Origin of the sequence: Thalassospira sp. MCCC 1A02898 (assembly GCF_001618185.1) — a bacterium.
GTDB lineage: Bacteria > Pseudomonadota > Alphaproteobacteria > Rhodospirillales > Thalassospiraceae > Thalassospira > Thalassospira tepidiphila.
In genome coordinates, this window is record NZ_LPXK01000011.1 from 18,816 (window position 1) to 36,892 (window position 18,077).

Consider the following 18,077-nt stretch of genomic DNA (forward strand, 5'->3'; position numbering starts at 1 on the left):
TCGACACGTATACAGAGCAAAACCCGCAACATAAAACCCTTCCAGAGGGCCGTCATGACAGAAAAGATGCTGACATTTGTTCATCTTGAACAAAAATATCCGCACAAAAGAGAAGCGTCCGAGCGCCGCACGGATTTCAACGAAATTTATGCACCGTTTGATGACAATAGTGCTGCCGATCAGTCGTCGCGCTGCTCGCAGTGTGGTGTGCCGTTCTGCCAGGCGCATTGCCCGCTTTATAATAACATCCCCGATTGGCTGCGCCTGACCACCGAAGGTCGCCTTGAAGAGGCTTATGCCATCTCGGCTGCAACCAACAACATGCCGGAAGTCACCGGTCGCATCTGCCCGCAGGATCGCCTGTGTGAAGGCAATTGTGTGATCGAACAGTCGACCCACGGTGCTGTTACCATCGGTTCTGTTGAAAAATACATCACCGACACCGCCTTTGCGAATGGCTGGGTGAAGCCGCCGAAACCGGCCAAGGAAAATGGCATGTCGGTTGGCATCATCGGCGGTGGTCCGGGTGGTATGGCCGCGGCCGAACAGCTGCGCCTCAAAGGATATGAAGTCCATATCTATGACCGTTATGACCGCATGGGCGGGCTGCTGGTTTATGGTATTCCGGGCTTCAAGCTTGAAAAGGATGTCGTCGAACGTCGTGTGAAGCTTCTCGAAGAAGGTGGTGTTGTCATGCACACCGAATTCGAGGTTGGCCGTGATGCGACCCTTGATGACCTGCGCAAGAAACATGACAGCGTTCTGATCGCGACCGGCGTTTACAAGGCCCGCGAACTGAAACTGCCCGGTGCCGGTCTTGGTAACGTCTATCCGGCACTTGAATACCTGACCACATCCAACCGCCATGGCCTGGGTGACACGGTTCCGGCTTACGAAGACGGAACGCTGAATGCCAAGGACAAGAATGTTGTCGTGATCGGTGGTGGTGATACCGCCATGGACTGTGTCCGTACCGCGATCCGTCAGGGTGCCAAATCGGTTAAGTGTCTCTATCGCCGTGACCGTGCAAACATGCCGGGCTCGCAGCGTGAAGTTGCCAATGCCGAGGAAGAAGGTGTCGAGTTTGTCTGGCTGACCAACCCCGAAGCCTTTGTCGGCGATGACAAGGTAAACGGTGTGCGTGCGGTCAAGATGCGCCTTGGTGCCCCGGATGCCGGTGGCCGTCAGAGCCCGGAAATCATCGAAGGTTCAAGCTACACGATGGATGCCGACATGGTCATCCTGGCGCTTGGTTTCGAACCCGAAGACCTGCCGACCCTGTTTGATGCACCGGAACTGGGTGTGTCGCGCTGGGGCACGGTCAAGATCGACTTCCGCACCATGATGACCAATCTCGATGGCGTGTTTGCTGCGGGTGATATTGCCCGTGGTGCCTCGCTTGTGGTCTGGGCAATTCGCGATGGCCGTGATGCGGCTGACCGGATTGATGAGTATTTGCTGGCGCGCAAAGAAGCTGCTGCTTAAGCCCGCTGCCGCATTAGGAGAGAGACGATATGAACAAGATCGTTCAGGATAAAATGGATCAGAACCGTGGCGCTGCTGACATTGCCCGTTTTGAAAAGAACGCAGCACATCTTGAAGCCAGTGGCATGTATGACCCGGCCGAAGAACACGCCAACTGTGGTGTGGGTCTGGTCGGTGCGATTGACGGCAAACCGCGTCGCGAAGTTGTCGAAGCCGGTATCGAGGCGCTGAAAGCCATCTGGCACCGTGGTGCTGTTGATGCCGACGGCAAGACCGGTGATGGCGCAGGTATCCACCTTCAGATCCCGCAGGATTTCTTCAAGGCATATCTTAAGGTCATCAACCAGGAAGCCCCGGACAGCCTGATCGCTGTCGGTCAGGTTTTCCTGCCGCGTATCGACATGGCCGCACAGGAACGTTGCCGTGCGATTGTTGAAACCGAAATCCTCAAACAGGGTTACGGCATTCTTGGCTGGCGTCAGGTCCCGGTTGATGTCTCGGTCATCGGCGAAAAAGCCAACCAGACCCGCCCGGAAATCGAACAGGTTCTGATCGGTGTCCGTGATGACGTCGACGAAGAAAAGTTCGAGATCGACCTTTATGCCATCCGTCGCCGCATCGAGAAGGCAGTGCTTTCCGAGGCGATCAAGGATTTCTATATCTGCTCGATGTCGTGCCGTTCGGTGATCTACAAGGGCATGTTCCTGGCCGAAGACGTCGATACCTTCTATCCCGATCTGCGCGATGACCGCTTTATCTCGAACTTCTGCGTCTATCATCAGCGCTACTCGACCAACACCTTCCCGAGCTGGCCGTTGGCGCAGCCGTTCCGTGTTCTCGCCCATAACGGCGAAATCAACACGCTGCGCGGTAACGTCAACTGGATGAAAAGCCACGAAGCACGCATGGCACATGATGCCTATGCCGACAGCATCGATGACCTCAAACCGGTGATCCAGCCGGGCTCGTCTGACTCGGCCGCCCTTGATGCCGTGTTCGAATTGATGGTGCGTTCGGGTCGTGATCTGCCGATGGTTAAAACCATGATGGTGCCCGAAGCCTGGTCGAAAAAGGCCTCCACGCCAGACAGCTATAAAAACCTCTATGCCTATTGCAACGCTGTGATGGAACCGTGGGACGGCCCGGCCGCCCTTGCGGCCTATGGCGGCAAATGGCTGATGGGTGGTACTGACCGTAACGGTCTGCGTCCGCTGCGTTATGCAGTAACGGGCAACGGTCTTCTGATCGCTGGTTCCGAGGCCGGTATGGTTCATATCGATGAGGAAGCCTGCGTTGAAAAAGGCCGCCTCGGCCCGGGCCAGATGATTGCGGTTAACCTCGCAGAAGGCAAACTGCTGCACGATGCCGAGCTTAAAGATCAGCTGGCCGCACGTCGCGACTGGTCGAAATGGGTTGGCCGCACCAAGGTGCTTGATGATCTGATTTCACCGGAACATGCCGAACCGGCACATTTCGAAAAGGAACGCCTGCTGCGTATGCAAAAGGCGATGGGACTTTCCCACGAAGACCTTGAACTGATCCTCCACCCGATGGGTGAGGACGGCAAGGAAGCCATCGGCTCGATGGGTGATGACACCCCGCTTGCGATCCTGTCGGACCGTTATCGCGGCTTGCATCACTTCTTCCGTCAGAACTTCTCGCAGGTCACCAACCCGCCGATCGACAGTCTTCGTGAAGCGCGCGTCATGAGCCTGAAAACCCGTCTGGGCAACCTTGGCAACATCCTCGATGAGGATGAAAGCCAGTGTGACTTGTTGCAGCTCGAAAGCCCGGTTCTGACCAACGCCGAATATGACGCCATGCGCGGCTATATGGGCGAAAGTGCTGTTGAAATCGACACCACCTTTGACATCAGTGGTGGGCAAACGGCCCTGCGTGATGCGATCACCCGCATTCAGCGCGAAGCCGAGGAAGCTGTGCGCGGCGGCGCCCTGCACATCATCCTGACCGACGAAGGCATTTCCGAAACCCGTGCCGCGATCCCGATGATCCTTGCGACCGGTGGCGTACACAGCTACCTCGTCAAGACGTCGCTGCGCACCTATATCTCGCTTAACGTACGCTCGGCCGAATGCATGGATGTGCATTACTTCGCCGTTCTGATCGGTGTCGGTGCGACGACGGTCAACGCCTATCTCGCACAGGAAGGTCTGCTGGATCGTTATGCGCGCGGCCTGTTCCCGAATGTGAACAGCACCGCCGAAGTCATGCAGCGCTTCAAGGCCGCAATTGATGCCGGTCTGCTCAAGATCATGTCGAAAATGGGCATCTCGATCATCAGCTCCTATCGCGGTGGCTACAACTTCGAAAGCATTGGTCTCTCGCGTTCACTGGTGGCTGAATTCTTCCCGGGCATGCCGTCGCGCATTTCGGGGATCGGCCTTCAGGGGATTCAGCGCCGTACCATCGCCCAGCACAAAGAAGCCTTTAACGGCAATGTCGTGACGCTTCCGGTGGGGGGGCTTTATAAATACCGCCGCAGTGGCGAACGTCACGTCTGGACCGGTCCGCTGATCCATACGTTGCAGTCTGCTGTGACGTCTGGCAGCTACAACACCTTCCGCAAGTTCTCCGAAGGTCTGCGTTCGCGTGAACCGCTTCATCTGCGCGATCTTCTTGATTTCCGCAGTGACCATAGCCCGGTTCATCAGGATAAGGTCGAAAGCATCACCGAAATCCGCAAGCGTTTCGTTACCCCGGGCATGTCCCATGGCGCACTCTCGACCGAGGCGCACGAGGCCCTGGCGATTGCCATGAACCGCATCGGTGCGAAATCGAACTCCGGTGAAGGTGGTGAAGCGCGTGAACGTTTCCGTCCGCGTGCGAACGGTGACAATGCGCGTTCCTCGATCAAGCAGGTCGCATCGGGTCGTTTCGGCGTCACGGCTGAATACCTCAACAACTGCGAAGAAATCCAGATCAAGGTCGCCCAGGGTGCAAAACCGGGCGAAGGTGGTCAGCTGCCGGGCTTCAAGGTCACGGTGGAAATCGCCCAGCTGCGTCATGCAACGCCGGGTGTGACCCTGATTTCACCGCCGCCGCACCATGACATCTACTCGATCGAAGATCTGGCACAGCTGATCTATGACCTCAAACAGATCAACCCGCGCTGCCGCGTCTGCGTCAAGCTGGTGTCGCGTTCGGGTGTCGGGACGATTGCTGCTGGCGTTGCCAAGGCAAAAGCCGACGTGATCCTGATTTCCGGTTATGACGGTGGTACGGGTGCAAGCCCGCAGACCTCGATCAAATATGCCGGCGTTCCGTGGGAAATGGGTCTGTCGGAAGTCAACCAGGTGCTCACGCTCAACAACCTGCGTGACAAGGTCAAGCTGCGCGTTGACGGTGGTTTCAAAACCGGCCGTGACGTGGTGATCGGTGCCATGCTCGGTGCCGAGGAATTCGGTATCGGCACGGCTTCGCTGATCGCACTTGGTTGCATCATGGTCCGTCAGTGCCATTCGAACACCTGTCCGGTGGGTGTCTGTACCCAGGATCCGGCACTGCGTGCCAAGTTCGTCGGTACAGCAGACAAGCTGGTCAACCTGTTCACCTTCATGGCCGAGGAAGTCAAAGACGTTCTGGCTGAACTTGGCTACACCCGCCTCGAAGAAGTTATTGGTCGATCAGACCTGCTTCAGCAGGTGCACCGTGGTGCCAAGGACCTTGTTGACCTTGACCTTAACCCGCTTCTGGCACAGGCAGATGCTGGCGATCATGCCCGCTTCTGCACCATCGAAGGCCGTAACGAAGTGCCTGACACCCTTGATGCCCAGATGATCAAGGATGCCCGTCCGCTTCTGGAAGACGGTGAAAAGATGCAGCTTCAGTACAACATCCAGAACACCCAGCGTGCGATTGGTACGCGGATGTCGTCACTGATCACGCAGAAATACGGCATGACCGGCCTGAAACCGGGCCACCTCCATGTCCGTCTGCGTGGCTCGGCTGGTCAGTCGCTTGGTGCCTTTGCCGTGCAGGGGCTCAAGATCGAAGTTCAGGGCGATGCCAACGACTATGTCGGCAAGGGCCTTTCGGGCGGAACGATTGTTCTGCGTCCGCGCCCAAGCAGCTCGCTTAAGACCAACGAAAACACCATCATCGGCAACACCATTTTGTATGGTGCGACCGCAGGCAAGCTGTTTGCCGCCGGTCAGGCCGGTGAACGTTTCTGTGTGCGTAACTCCGGTGCGACCGTTGTGGTCGAAGGCTGTGGCTCGAACGGTTGTGAATATATGACCGGCGGCACGGCTGTCATCCTTGGCTCCGTTGGTGAAAACTTCGGTGCTGGCATGACCGGTGGCATGGCGTTCATCTATGACCGCGACAATACCTTTGCCGATGTCGTTAATGATGGCTCCATCCTGTATCAGCGCATTGAAACCCAGCATTGGGACGAACATTGCCGTTCTCTGATCGAAGAGCATGTGGCCGAAACCGAAAGTGGTTTCGCGCGCACCATCCTCGATAACTGGGACCGTGAACGCGGCAACTTCTGGCAGATCGTGCCAAAGGAAATCGTCGACAAGCTGGAACACCCCATTCGCTCCGAGAGCGAAAACCAGGCAACTGCGTGATCCCTCACGCTTTTGCGCAAGCTCCCTTGTCCAACACACCTGGACAAACGAACTCGCCCCGTACTTCGGTACGGGGCTTTTTTCTTTGTGGGCTAGCTTGCTGGGAGACGCAAAGTCACGCCAACACCTGCGCTCCCGCTGGGAACGTCACGACGCAACGATCTGCGATATTGCTGGTTAAAGCACGATGTTCAGGTAAGTCCCGCGCCGCGCATTATGGTCAATCTGATCGGTTGCGATCAGGTTGCGAAGGCGGGCAAGCTGGGATGCGATGAAACTGTCCGAGGACGGCTGATCGGAATTGGCGCCAACGCGACCCCGCGAAACCATACCACCTTGCGGACGCGCGCGCGCATCCTGAAGGCCTGTCTGGGAGGAGCCTGTGCCAATTCTGTTGGTGGTCATCTGATCGTCCACGATTGATGTTGGAATTACCCTAGCACGTGGTCAGACGTTTGTCATGATCGCGTGACGGGCCGTGTCAAAGCGCAATCCGTGGTCCAGACAGAAAGAAGGGTGGCCATACAAGACCACCCCGGAGGAAGCTAACGAGAGGGAAAAATCACGTTAGGATATTAACCTTGGTGCCACGATTGCCGCTGGTTTCAAGCGGCTGGTGTTCGGTGACGATCGAGCCGATCACCTTGGCAAGACCGGTTGCCTTATTGATCGCGCCTTCTGCGGCTGCGAAAGGCAAAGACGGGTCTGCACCACCTTTGGGCGTAATTGCATCATTCACGGCCTGTGCCGCTGAACCAAGTCCTGAACCTTGAACTGAGCCGATCATCCTGACCTCTTTATCTGTCCGGGTGGGCGATGCCCATCACTCTTTACCGGGTTCTTCAAATCTGTCTGAAGTTCACGGTATGGGCTTGTTAGGTTGATATAAGTGATGGTTGTCACACTATCCAGTGCTGTCGCAATCCAAACTCCGCCAATTGCTTGGTTTGCAAGCATTTTAACTAATATAGGCGGGTAAGATTTTTTTAACCATTCGGCGAAAATTCCGCGATTTCGAAATGGTCAGGGTTGGGGACTCGACCCGTTGAGCAGCGATGTCAGCTCGACTGCGCCCGTTCGGATGCGAGTTTGAGCGCATCATGCACCGCTTTTTGCAACTTGCCGGGGCGGAACGGCTTTTTGACAAACACGTAATTGCCCAAAAGATTATCCAGTTCCTTGCGCGATCGCGCCGGGTAACCGGACATGAACACCACGCCATAGCGCGGGTTTTGGCGCAATGCTTCGATGATCAGTTGCGGGCCACTGCGACCGGGCAACACGACGTCGGTCACGATCACATCAAATGCCGCATCACCGGTGCTGGTTTGCAGGATCACCAACGCTTCTTCGGTGCTTTTCGCGATCTCGGTGCGATAACCGGCATCTTCCAGGATGATCTGGGCGGTGGTGCGCAGGGCCTGTTCGTCATCAACAATCAGAACACGCTCGCCATTGCCGGGGAACACGCCGATTTCGTCAACTTCGTCCTCGGGCTCTGCGCCGGGTTCCGAACGCGGCAGATAGATCGAGAACGTCGTGCCTTCGCCCTCGACACTTTCAAGATTGATAAAGCCGTGGGCCTCTTCGACCCAGCTATGAACAATCGAAAGCCCAAGACCGGTACCCTTGCCCGGCTCCTTGGTCGAAAAGAAGGGCTCGAAAATATGATCGATCACATCTTCAGGAATTCCGGTGCCGGTATCCTGCACGGTGATGACAACAAACTGTCCTTCGACCTCTGGCGGATAGATATCCTCGTCTTCATCGGCGTCGCGCTGTGCCAGTGGCGGAATATCGGCACTGCTGCATGAAATCTGAAGCGTGCCGCCATCGGGCATCGCATCGCGCGCATTGATCGCAAGGTTAAGGATACAGGCCGACAATTGCGTCGGGTCAACCCTTGTATGAAGGTCGGCCTCGTCGGCCCAGATTTGCAAATCAATCCGGTGCTCAAGCAAGGTCACCAGCAGTTTTTCCATCTCCGCAAAGATGCTTTCTACCCGGACATTCTTCGGCTGATCGATCCTGCGGCGCGAGAACATCAAAAGCTGATCGGCAACACCGGTCGCCCGCTCGCCAAGCGAGATGACGTGATCGATATATTCCTTGACCCGTTCGGGATCATCAATCTTGGCACGTGCCACTTCGGCGAAACTCAGGATACCGGCAAGGCAATTGTTGAATTCATGGGCAACACCACCGGCCATCTGGCCAACCGCCTCAAGCTTTTGCGATGTGGCAAGCTGGCGCTGCAAGGCTTGTTGTTCCTCGGCGGCGCGATGCTGTTCGGTAATGTTGCTGCCCGTCCCGCGATAGCCGTTGAAACTGCCATCCAGCGCAAAGACCGGCACGCCGTTGATCCGCCCGAACTGCTTTTCACCATCCCGCGATGTCCAGGAAAATTCGACATTATAGAACGCGGTATGTTCATCAAGATGGCGTTGCAGATATTGCCACCCCTCCGGGTGTTCCGGATGAAGCCCAAGTTTGTCAAACGACTGCCCCTGCGGGGAGCCATTGATTTCCTCGATCAGCTGATAAAACTTGTACGACGCAAAGGCGATTTTGAAATCGCTGCCCATCTCCCAATACCAGTCGGCGGAAGACAGGGTAAAGTCGCGGAAACGCTCCTCGCTGTCGCGCAAGGCGTTCTGGGCAGCCTGATGTTGCTGCGTGCGGCGTTCCAGACTTTCGGCCATGGCGTTCAGGCCGCGCTCCAGAATGCCGATTTCGTCACGTCCCATCGGTGTCAGCCGTGAACTCAGCTTGCCGACCTGGATCTTGTTAACAAACTGTGCCGCCGTGATCAGGCGCTTAAGCACCGTGTGCTGGGTAAACAGGAAAATCAGTGCGGAGGTCAGCAACACACAAAGGATGGAGCCGATCACAAGCACCGACTGCATCTGGCGTTGGCTTTCTTCAAGGCCCTTGGTCGACACCTTGAGATAAACATACATGAAGGGCTGATTGGCATTCAGCGCAAAGATCGGCGTGATGCTGACCATGCTTGACCCTGCATCGTCATCAACCGTGAACAGGGTCTGCTCTCTCATGTCGGCGCGAAGCTGTTCGGTCGGGAAATCCGGTAACGAGCTGATCGATGCACCGATCATCAGCGGGTCGGTGGAATGATAAATGGTGCCGTCAAAACCGACAGCCAGCGCTTGCTGCAAATGCCGTCCAAGCAGAAGTTCCATCTGCTCGGCATCGCTCAGAATAGAGACCTTGAGTTGTTCCTGCTGAATAAGCCGTCCGGGTGTGCTGATCTGTTCCGCAATCCTGCGGTCAATCTCGGCCCCGAAATAGTTCACATAATAACCGCCAAACAGACCAAAAAGGATGGTTTCCACGACAATGATCGCAAATGCGATCTTGAAAACCAGACTGCCGATCAGTCGGTCAAACAGCGTCCTCAAGTTAATTCTGCCCCCATTCAGAATGATGCGTGTTTGTCGTGGATTTTACTCGGGCTGAATAAAATACTGACTTGGATTGGTCGGCGCAGGTGTCGCATAACTCCAGGCGGCAGGCATGACCTTGGGAACGTTGTGGAAGTCCCGTGCCACCACGCCTTTTCTGTTTGGCGGTAATGCAATTCCCATAAGGTAAAACTGATTTGCACTGATGTCGAGAATATCGCGCATCAGTTGATTTTGTTTTTCCGCATTTGCTGTCGCTTTCAGCTGGTCATAAAGCGCAAGCTGATCCTGAACATCCTGGGGCGGGGTAATGGCATCGGGGCTTTCCGGGTTCAGGTACCAGTTGGCCCATCCGGTTGCAAACCATGACGATTCAGAAGACATCGGCAGGTAATTGATCGGGATAAGCATTGCATCAAGGCCGCCATCGCCGCCCCACGCACTGGCATTGTGTTCATTGCGTTCGCGCAAAGCGACAAATTCGTCGCGCGCAAGGTTCCGGGCTCTGACATCAATGCCAAGTTCGCGCCAATACCCCATGACTGCATCGAGCATCTGAAAGCGTTCCGCACCCTCGGTATCAATCGTGAATGAAAGCGGCTTGCCATCCGGACGCAACAGGATGCCGTCATCATTGATGGTGGTCAGTCCCGCTTTCGCAATATAGCTCCGCGCCAGTTCGACATTGTATGCCATGAACTGTCGCGCCAGCACCGTGTGATATTGCGGGCTTTCCGGTCTTGGTGCCGCCTGATGGGGCAAGGCGCCGGGGACAAAGCGATCAATGATGGTCTCACGATCAATCGCATATGACAGTGCGACGCGAAAATCCTTGTTCTGGAAAATGTCGCGCAGCACCGGGTCCTTGTCATTGAGATTAAGCGACAAGGTCATGATATTCATATCGCTCTCAATCAGCGTGAAGGCCTGAAGATCCTTGTTTTGGGCCAGAACTTCGTTGGCGCGCGTGCCGATATGGCGTTCCTGCATATTGACCTTGCCGGCAATTGCCGCATCCCCAGCCGCACTTTTTGACGGCACCAGTGTCATGGAAACCGTGTCGATATAGGGAAGTTGACGGCCGGTCGGATCAATTTTCCAGTAATAGGGATTGCGCTTGGCGATCAGTGGATCGTCCTTGCCATATACCCCGGTAAGCACCCAGGCATTCAGGGTCGGCACGTCGGGATTGTTCCAGCGCGTCGGGTCATCAATCGTACCGGGCTGCCCAAATACGTCGATAAAACGCTCTTTCCAGCCAGCATAACCCATCTTCTGGGCGTCGGCATCGGCATTGGCATTATATTTCGGCAAAAGCGGCTTCAGAAAATGCGCCGGATAGCTTACCGGTTCAACGCCTTCGGGGCGGGCAAGCGCGGTCGGGAAAAGTCCGTATGGCTTGCTGAAACGAAACGCGACGGTATAGGGATCGATCTCGTCGACTTGCACGGTATTGCCACCTGATGTCAGCCATTCCGGCACAGCATCGGCAAAGGCCGGATTGTTCAGGATATCCTCGTACCAGAAAACGATGTCATCGGCGGTAAACGGGGCGCCATCCGACCAACGCATGCCTTGTCGCAGACGGAAAAAGAACTCGGTTGCATCGCTGCTGGGCTGGAATGACAACGCGACATTGGGGATGGTCGAAGACCATTGCGGGGTCCAGCGCAGAAGGGGCTCATATCCAATCGTCCTGATCAGCAGGGCATGGTCGCGGCTGTTACGCTGCGCCATTTTCCAGGTGCCGCCATAGGTTCCGACCCGTTCATTGGGGGTGACGATCATCGGTGCGGTCGGCAGGCGATCCTTGATCGGCGGCAGATTTCCGTCCTCAACCAGTTTGGCAAGTTCGGGCGCTTCACCAAATTCAACGGCATGCGTTTTGGCAACGCCAGTCAGCATTGTGGTCAGTGCAACAATCAGGATAAGAGTATGGTGCCTCACAAAAACCTGGCCCCCCTTTTGGATTTGTGTGCTCTGGTCTAAAGTATTGCGACAACTACCCTAAAGTGGTGGTATGTTGATCCTCCCAAACTAGATAGAGTGATCGAGTTGTGGAAGTACAAAATTTGCAATCGCGCGTTTTTTTGTATCGATTCATTGCGCGGCGAAATTGCTATATGTGAAATGCGTTTCGGTTTTCAAACGCATTTTCATCGGTGATCAAATGATCAAACCGTCCGCTCGATTGGGAAAAATTCAGCGTCGCACCCATCTTTTTTCTTCTTATTTTAATTCGACCCTAGCATCCGAAACGCCCGGAAATCAAAGTTTCTTTTAAACTAATATAACGATCTGAAGTGGCTGAGACCGCCTTGCAAGCTGCGATTGGATTTGCACTCTGTCGGGGCAGCCCAATATGATGACTGTGTCACAATGCGAACCGAAAGTTGTGCCAATGACGCAATCAGATAACAGCGATAAAACAGGGGATGGACCGTCATTTTTACCCGGTCCAAAGCCTGCGGCACCGATCCCCCGTTACGAATCGGGTTCGGATTCGCGGTTGCGTGAAAGATTGCGTGCAACAACGGCGGGCGTATCGCATGTTTCCGGATCCGACGATCAGGACCGGTTCAATCTGGCCGGCATTGACGGCATGATTGATCGCAAAAAGGCCAATGTGGCCGCCAGGATCGTCGATACCGACCCCGAACAGGCATTGCGCGTGATCCGCAACTGGCTGCTGGGCAACTAGTTTCCACCACAACATCCCGTGCCATCCCTTCGGCTGTTTGACGCCGTTTGTCGATAATGCTTTGGATCTGCAAGGGTATTTGTCATGGTTTTACATGATAGATATCTTTTGAAACATCGGGGGCAGGGGTTTGACGGATTTTAGTAAACTGATCACGGCGCAGTTCTGCGTTTTTGATCCCGACTATGTCGCGCAGCAAAAAACATATGCCGCAAAGCTGGCCCCGCTTCAGGATAAACTGATCGCCGCCCAGAAAACCGGCAACAGCATGGCGGCCTCCGATCAGCAGATGATCGAATGCAAATGGCTGCTGCAATACACCGCCGACTGGAAAACGCTTGATCAAAAGCTGGCTGGCTTTGCCAGTTCGCTGAACAATCCCGATCAGGCCTGGGCCGAAAAGCAGGTCGCAAGCGACGGTTCCTGGGGGCCGTGTTACGATCAATGGTTCCTCAAAGTCGATGCGATGATTGATGCGGTCAATACGCTGGCCGATGAAGGCAAGGCGCCGGAATACCCGCTCAGTTTTCTGGAACCGATTTCAACACCAGACAAGATGACGGCCTGGCTTGATGATCAAAAGACATCGCGGATTTTTGCCGATGGTCTTGACCGCCGTGATGCCCTTGGGGCCGTAACGGCGGCACTTTCACAGATGTGCTTTAAAAGCGAAATCCGCGATTATTTCAAAACCAACGTAAAGGGCTTTGATCTGACCGATGATTACATCACGGCCTACAAATCATGGCTTGATGACTGGCAGGATGGTGAAAGTGGCTATTGGGGCGGTTGGTTTGACACCACCGATCAGGGCGTTCTTAAAAGCTGCGATCTCAGCCTGACGTTCCATAATATCTCCTACCAGCATGGCAAGGTCGATTTGTGGACGCAGATTTTCAACACCACCCTTGCGATCCGCGATGATGCCTATCCGTTCGGCTGGAAGCACAATGGTGATTTCAACAATCACAACAATTATGACGTCACCAAGATTTTCGATCTTGGCTGGTCAAAGGTTGATGGTGCGACACAAGATGCGGCATCCAAAGACATCGCCTTGGTGCTTGATTGGTGCCTGACCAAATCCATGACGCCCGATGGTGGTTTTATCGATGACCCGACCTTCTATAACTCGGTCGGGGCCGCCTATTATTACGGCGTCTCGTTCCTGGATCAGGCGGGATATTTCGGCACAACCGCGCCCTTCTGGACCGACAAGCCGTTCGCAAATGGGCCCGCCCTTTGCTGCAAAATCCAGAAAAAGATCAAATCCGAAGGCCTCGATGATGATGAAGCCAAGGCAGCGCTTGAAAAACTCGTCGATGCCTGCGGCAATTGCACGTGATCGGCAAAATCTTTGAATAATTTGATCTATGCATTGGCGAAAGAGGGATCACTGCACCCATATTAATAGCTAAGAACAACAACGTATAATGAGGTTTCGGATGACGGATCGAACAGACATTGATCTTGCGAAATTGCGCTCCCGGCTGGAGGAAAGACGCGCCGAGATTCTGGCACATTCAACCCACTCGGAAGACTACCGCAAGCCGGTCGAACTGGATCAGCAGGCGGTCGGTCGTCTGTCGCGGATGGATGCCCTGCAAAATCAGGAAATGCATCTTGAACAGGAACGCCGCCGCGTGGTCGAGCTGGAGCAGATCGAAAAAACCCTCAAGCGCATGGATGACGACCAATACGGTCACTGCCACAATTGCGGTGAACCGATTGCCGCCAAGCGCCTCGAATTCGATCCGACCACACCGCTTTGCGTCGATTGCGCTGATCATGTGAGCCATGTCTGATCGTTGCGCGTAAAGGGAATATCGCAAACGCTGCGTGCGGGTGTTTCTGTGCGCAGCGTTTTCTTTAAATTCAGGAGAAACGGTTTGCCAGCTTTCGGGCAACGCAATGATCAGATCGGAAAAGGCCGCATCTTGTGCGCGCTTTTGATCGTTCTGGCTGCGCTGGTGTTTCTTCCCAATTTGGCCCGTGCCCAAGGCACCTGCGCGCCAATCAGCGCGCCCGAAGCCTTCCTTGAATTTAATCACATGGACCCGATGCTTGATCGGCACCGCTCGGTGCGCTGGCTTAACAGCCGTGCCGGCGGCAGTCCGCGTTTTCTGGTAACCGGATTGACTGAATATGAAGTTCAGGCATCGTTCGATATGCGTTTTGAACCGCGCCAAGTCGGCTTTGGCCGTTATTGCCTTGATCCGGTGCGGGTCAATCCCAAGGTCGATGTCGTCAAACACTTGGTCTATATCGCGTCCGAGCTTGAACGCGGCACTTGCGAATATGATGTGGTTTATGCCCACGAAGGCGAACATGTGAAGATCAATCAGGGCATGGAGGCCGACATTCGTGCCGCCCTCGATGATCTGGTCAATGATGTGGTCAGACAGGTTGGTGCCATGTTTCCGATGCCAGCGGACAATGCACAACGCGCCATGCGGCGGCTGATTTCGGAATATGGCCGGGATTTCAAAAGACGGCTGAACGATATTCGCAGGCGGAGTGCGGAAAAACACAAACGGATCGATACGCCGCAGGAATATGAAAAGCTGTCACTGGCCTGTGGGCCAAACTCGGCCTTTCAGACTGTCTTGCAGGATGCCGCCAGATAGGGTTATCGGGGATCAGTCGGCGTAATTGCCGTCATCCGCGGCGTCCATTCCCGCAACGTCGCGCAGTCCCACAAGATCAAGTTTGAAGACATTGCGTGATTTGAATTCCAGCAGGTCGTGACGTCTGAAATCGGCGATGATCCGGCTGGCCGTTTCGGTGGTAATGCCAAGCATCGCGCCAATATCTTCGCGGCCCGGAACGGTGCAGGTCTCGGTCACGTCATCATGTAAAAACAGGCAAAGCCGGGCAACCCGTTCGCGCGCCGTACCGGTCGACATCTGGGTCAGCCAGTTATCGGATTCCATCACCGCCTGATGCCAGCGATTAAGCACCTGCTTGTGCAAGCGCGGGCTTTCATTATCAAGCCTTTCAATCACCGCAATCGGAATGCGGCACAGCTTGCTGTCCTGAAGGGCCTCGGCATGATGGGTGAAACACTCGCTGACCAGCGACTCAAGCCCGATGGTGCCGCCGGGTTTGACAAGGCGCACCACCCGCTGATTGCCATCTGGCAGGTAATGGACAAGTTTGATCAGGCCAGAGCGGAGGGTATAGATCGATTGCGCCTGATCACCGGCATTATAAAGCGTATTGCGTTTGGGCAGGGTGATGTCTTCAACCGGCATATGGACAAGTTTGAAATCCTCGTCCGTCAGGTTGTTGAACAGGGCAAATTTCCGCACACCGCATTCGCGGCACCGCGCAAGTTCGGGTCGGAATGTGTAGCTTGCTGTATGGTTCACGCTCTCTACCCATGACGTCGGGCTGATCAGGGTGGTCGATCAAACCCGGATACGGCCGGAATTGAAAAGTTTAATCAATCCAATCCTGAACCTAATGTACCGTACCAGAATGTGAAATCAAAGCAAAGTCATGCTGGTCGGCGCACAACTGTGATCCAGATCGTGATTTCAGCTATTGGAATCAAGGGTGACCAGACCCTTTTCAATGGCATAGCGCACCAGACCGGCCGAACTGTCGATACCAAGTTTGCGCTTGATGTTGCGGCGGTGGGTTTCAACGGTGCGGACACTGATATCCAGTTCACGGGCAACATGCTTGTTGCTCGCCCCCTTGGCCAACAGGCGCAAGACCGTGCGTTCACGCGATGTCAGCGGCACGCCATCGCTGTTGTTATCTTCGCCATCACTGATGCGATCGAATGTGGAACTATACGCCTCACCGCCATTGGCAATGGTTTCAATCGCACGCACCATGTCATTGGATGACACATCTTTCAGGATAAAGCCCTTTGCACCCGCCTGCTGGGCGGTGCGCAGATATTCCGGGTTTTCATGCATCGACAGGATGACAACCTTGGTATCGGGCAGGGTTTCACGGAATTTCTCGGCTGCTTCCAACCCGTTCATCACCGGCATCGAAATGTCCATCAGGACGATATCAGGATGCAGGTCACCGGCCATGGTCAATGCCTCGGCCCCGTTGCCGGCCTCGCCAACGATATTGATATGTTCAAAGCATTCCAGTCGCGATCGGATGCCATCCATGACAAGTGCGTGATCGTCGCAAAGCAAAATCCGCAATGGCCGATGGGTGGAATAAACTTCGTTGGCAATGGTGGCATTGGTCATGGATCAAACGAGTTCCTGTCGCGTGACTGTCGGGTTGTGCGTCATCAGATTAACCGCTGATAGCGTCATGGGGTAGGGCATTCTGGCTGTTGGCGGGAATAAATGCAGTGATTTTTGTCCCGTCGTCCGGTTCGGAGCGCACCGAAAGCCCGCCGCCATGGAATTCCATGCGTTCGCGCATGTTGCGCAAACCAATGCCCGCCCGCGGATCGCGGTTGCGGATATAGCGGTTGGTTTCAAACCCGACCCCGTTATCGGCAATGCGCATGATGATGCTGTTGCCTTCGCGTTTGATCGAAATTTTCACCACCGTCGCATCGGCATGGCGTTCGATATTAGTCAGCGTCTCCTGCAAAACGCGATAAAGCGTTGTCTTCTTGTCGATATCAAGCTGCCCGTCGACATTGTCGCATTTCACCTCAATCAGGATACCGGATCGGTCCTGAAGTTCGGCACACATGCTTTCGATGGCCGGTTTCAGGCCAAGGTCATCAAGCACGGCCGGGCGCAAATCGCGCGAAATCCGCCGCACTTCATGGATGGCGTCCTGCAATCGATTGGCCGCCTTTTCCATGGGTTCGATTGCGTTGTCGCGTTTCTGGGTGATGCGCGCAATCGCGGTTTCAACCGCATATTTGACCGAAACCAGTATCTGACTGATCCCGTCATGCAGTTCGCGCGACACGCGCAGGCGTTCCTGTTCCTGCACATCAACCACCCTATGTGTCAGTTCCTTAAGCTTTGAGTCGGCAAGTTTGCGTTCGGACAATGTGACAACCGTTCCCGATATGCCCACCAGCAACACCGCAAGGATCGTCACCCCGATGATCGACATCGTGGTTTCGCGGATATGGGTGGAAACCTCGGCCTCGATCTCGGTGACCTGTTCAGCGATATCGTCGATATAAATGCCCGTACCGATCATCCAGTCCCATTTATCCAGCATCAGGGAATAGGTGATCTTTTCGGTCGGCTCCCCGGTCGATGGCTTTTCCCAGACGTGGCGCATGAAATCGCCACCCTTTTCCGCATTGAAAATCAGGCCCTGAATGACTGTGTTGCCATTGATATCGCGCAGGTTCCAATAGGTCCGACCAAGGCGCCAGGGTTGCGGCGGATCGACAAGGGCGGTGCCATCGCGGTCATAGATAAAGAAGTATCCATCCTCGCCATAAGACAGATCTTCGATGATGGCCTTGACGCGTTCTTTTGACACCGCATCCAGCGGGCTTGCCACCGAATAGATGTGGTCGATCGATTTCATCGCCAGTTCAAGATAGCTTTTCAGCTCGTCCTTTCTGGCCTGAAGGATGTTGCGTTCAAAGGTTCTGATCTCGGCCTCGGCAAGGCGTTCGGCCTGGGCAAACACCAGCCAGGAGATCGCAGACGCCGCCAGAACCAGCGGCAGGATCGAGAGCAGCAAAAACTTTAGTCGAAGATTGAGCTTCGGCATGGGCGTAACCGTTTCGGGAATTTCCGTTTTTCTGATCGCGGACAATAGCATATCCGCGCCAAAAGTCGCTGAAAGATCGCGGTTTTCCCATCGCCCTGATTGAGAAAGCCAGGCTGAGCTGTTCCGCATGGTGAAAAGAAACTGGTCGGGATTTCCAATAATTGGTAATACCAATTTACGAGATCATGCTTTGACAGGGAG

At 54.9% G+C, this 18,077-nt stretch carries 13 protein-coding genes; 6 read left to right on the plus strand and 7 right to left on the minus strand.

The genetic code is table 11. The features are described 5' to 3' along the window. Window positions 1-54 precede the first annotated feature (54 nt). Together AUQ41_RS11125 and gltB are read left to right on the plus strand one after the other, a co-directional pair. Window positions 55-1,485, plus strand: coding sequence for an NAD(P)-dependent oxidoreductase (locus AUQ41_RS11125; RefSeq protein WP_063088504.1), 1,431 nt, complete (start codon window positions 55-57; stop codon window positions 1,483-1,485). A gap of 29 nt (window positions 1,486-1,514) precedes the next feature. Then, window positions 1,515-6,080: a glutamate synthase large subunit gene (gene gltB, locus AUQ41_RS11130; RefSeq protein WP_063088505.1), complete on the plus strand. Its 4,566-nt coding sequence runs from the start codon at window positions 1,515-1,517 to the stop codon at window positions 6,078-6,080. 177 nt (window positions 6,081-6,257) lie between these two features. Here the strand turns inward: gltB and AUQ41_RS11135 are convergent, their stop codons facing one another. From AUQ41_RS11135 to AUQ41_RS11150, 4 genes are all read right to left on the minus strand, one after another. Continuing rightward, window positions 6,258-6,485, minus strand: a complete 228-nt coding sequence (locus AUQ41_RS11135; RefSeq protein ID WP_008888353.1) for a hypothetical protein — start codon at window positions 6,483-6,485, stop codon at window positions 6,258-6,260. A gap of 157 nt (window positions 6,486-6,642) precedes the next feature. Beyond that, entirely contained in the window at window positions 6,643-6,867 is a 225-nt protein-coding gene (locus AUQ41_RS11140; protein WP_062956730.1) for a hypothetical protein, read from the minus strand. A 271-nt stretch (window positions 6,868-7,138) separates the two neighbouring features. After that, window positions 7,139-9,499: an ATP-binding protein gene (locus AUQ41_RS11145; protein WP_063088506.1), complete on the minus strand. Its 2,361-nt coding sequence runs from the start codon at window positions 9,497-9,499 to the stop codon at window positions 7,139-7,141. Window positions 9,500-9,544: 45 nt separating this feature from the next. Next, on the minus strand, window positions 9,545-11,449 hold the full coding sequence (locus tag AUQ41_RS11150; RefSeq protein WP_063088507.1) for an ABC transporter substrate-binding protein: 1,905 nt from the start codon (window positions 11,447-11,449) through the stop codon (window positions 9,545-9,547). A 562-nt stretch (window positions 11,450-12,011) separates the two neighbouring features. On the opposite strand from AUQ41_RS11150, the gene AUQ41_RS21195 reads away from it, so the two are divergent. The 4 genes from AUQ41_RS21195 (at window position 12,012) to AUQ41_RS11170 (ending at window position 14,830) form a co-directional block, all read left to right on the plus strand. After that, a complete protein-coding gene (locus tag AUQ41_RS21195; RefSeq protein ID WP_231959624.1) occupies window positions 12,012-12,203 on the plus strand; it encodes a hypothetical protein in 192 nt (63 codons plus the stop codon). Window positions 12,204-12,333: 130 nt separating this feature from the next. Then, entirely contained in the window at window positions 12,334-13,548 is a 1,215-nt protein-coding gene (locus tag AUQ41_RS11160) for a hypothetical protein (protein WP_063088509.1), read from the plus strand. Between the two features lie 100 nt (window positions 13,549-13,648). Beyond that, the gene (locus AUQ41_RS11165; protein WP_063088510.1) at window positions 13,649-14,008 is read left to right on the plus strand and encodes a TraR/DksA family transcriptional regulator; all 360 of its coding nucleotides are present in this window, start codon (window positions 13,649-13,651) and stop codon (window positions 14,006-14,008) included. Between the two features lie 84 nt (window positions 14,009-14,092). Continuing rightward, complete coding sequence (locus AUQ41_RS11170; protein ID WP_063088511.1) at window positions 14,093-14,830, plus strand: hypothetical protein; 738 nt, start codon at window positions 14,093-14,095, stop codon at window positions 14,828-14,830. 12 nt (window positions 14,831-14,842) lie between these two features. Here the strand turns inward: AUQ41_RS11170 and AUQ41_RS11175 are convergent, their stop codons facing one another. The 3 genes from AUQ41_RS11175 to AUQ41_RS11185 all read right to left on the minus strand — a co-directional run bounded on the left by AUQ41_RS11175 (window position 14,843) and on the right by AUQ41_RS11185 (window position 17,876). Continuing rightward, window positions 14,843-15,574 (minus strand): Crp/Fnr family transcriptional regulator, encoded by a 732-nt coding sequence (locus AUQ41_RS11175; protein ID WP_063088512.1) that lies wholly within the window; start codon window positions 15,572-15,574, stop codon window positions 14,843-14,845. A gap of 168 nt (window positions 15,575-15,742) precedes the next feature. Continuing rightward, window positions 15,743-16,423, minus strand: coding sequence for a response regulator transcription factor (locus AUQ41_RS11180; RefSeq protein ID WP_008888344.1), 681 nt, complete (start codon window positions 16,421-16,423; stop codon window positions 15,743-15,745). A 49-nt stretch (window positions 16,424-16,472) separates the two neighbouring features. After that, window positions 16,473-17,876, minus strand: a complete 1,404-nt coding sequence (locus AUQ41_RS11185) for a cache domain-containing protein (RefSeq protein ID WP_063088513.1) — start codon at window positions 17,874-17,876, stop codon at window positions 16,473-16,475. Window positions 17,877-18,077 lie beyond the last annotated feature (201 nt).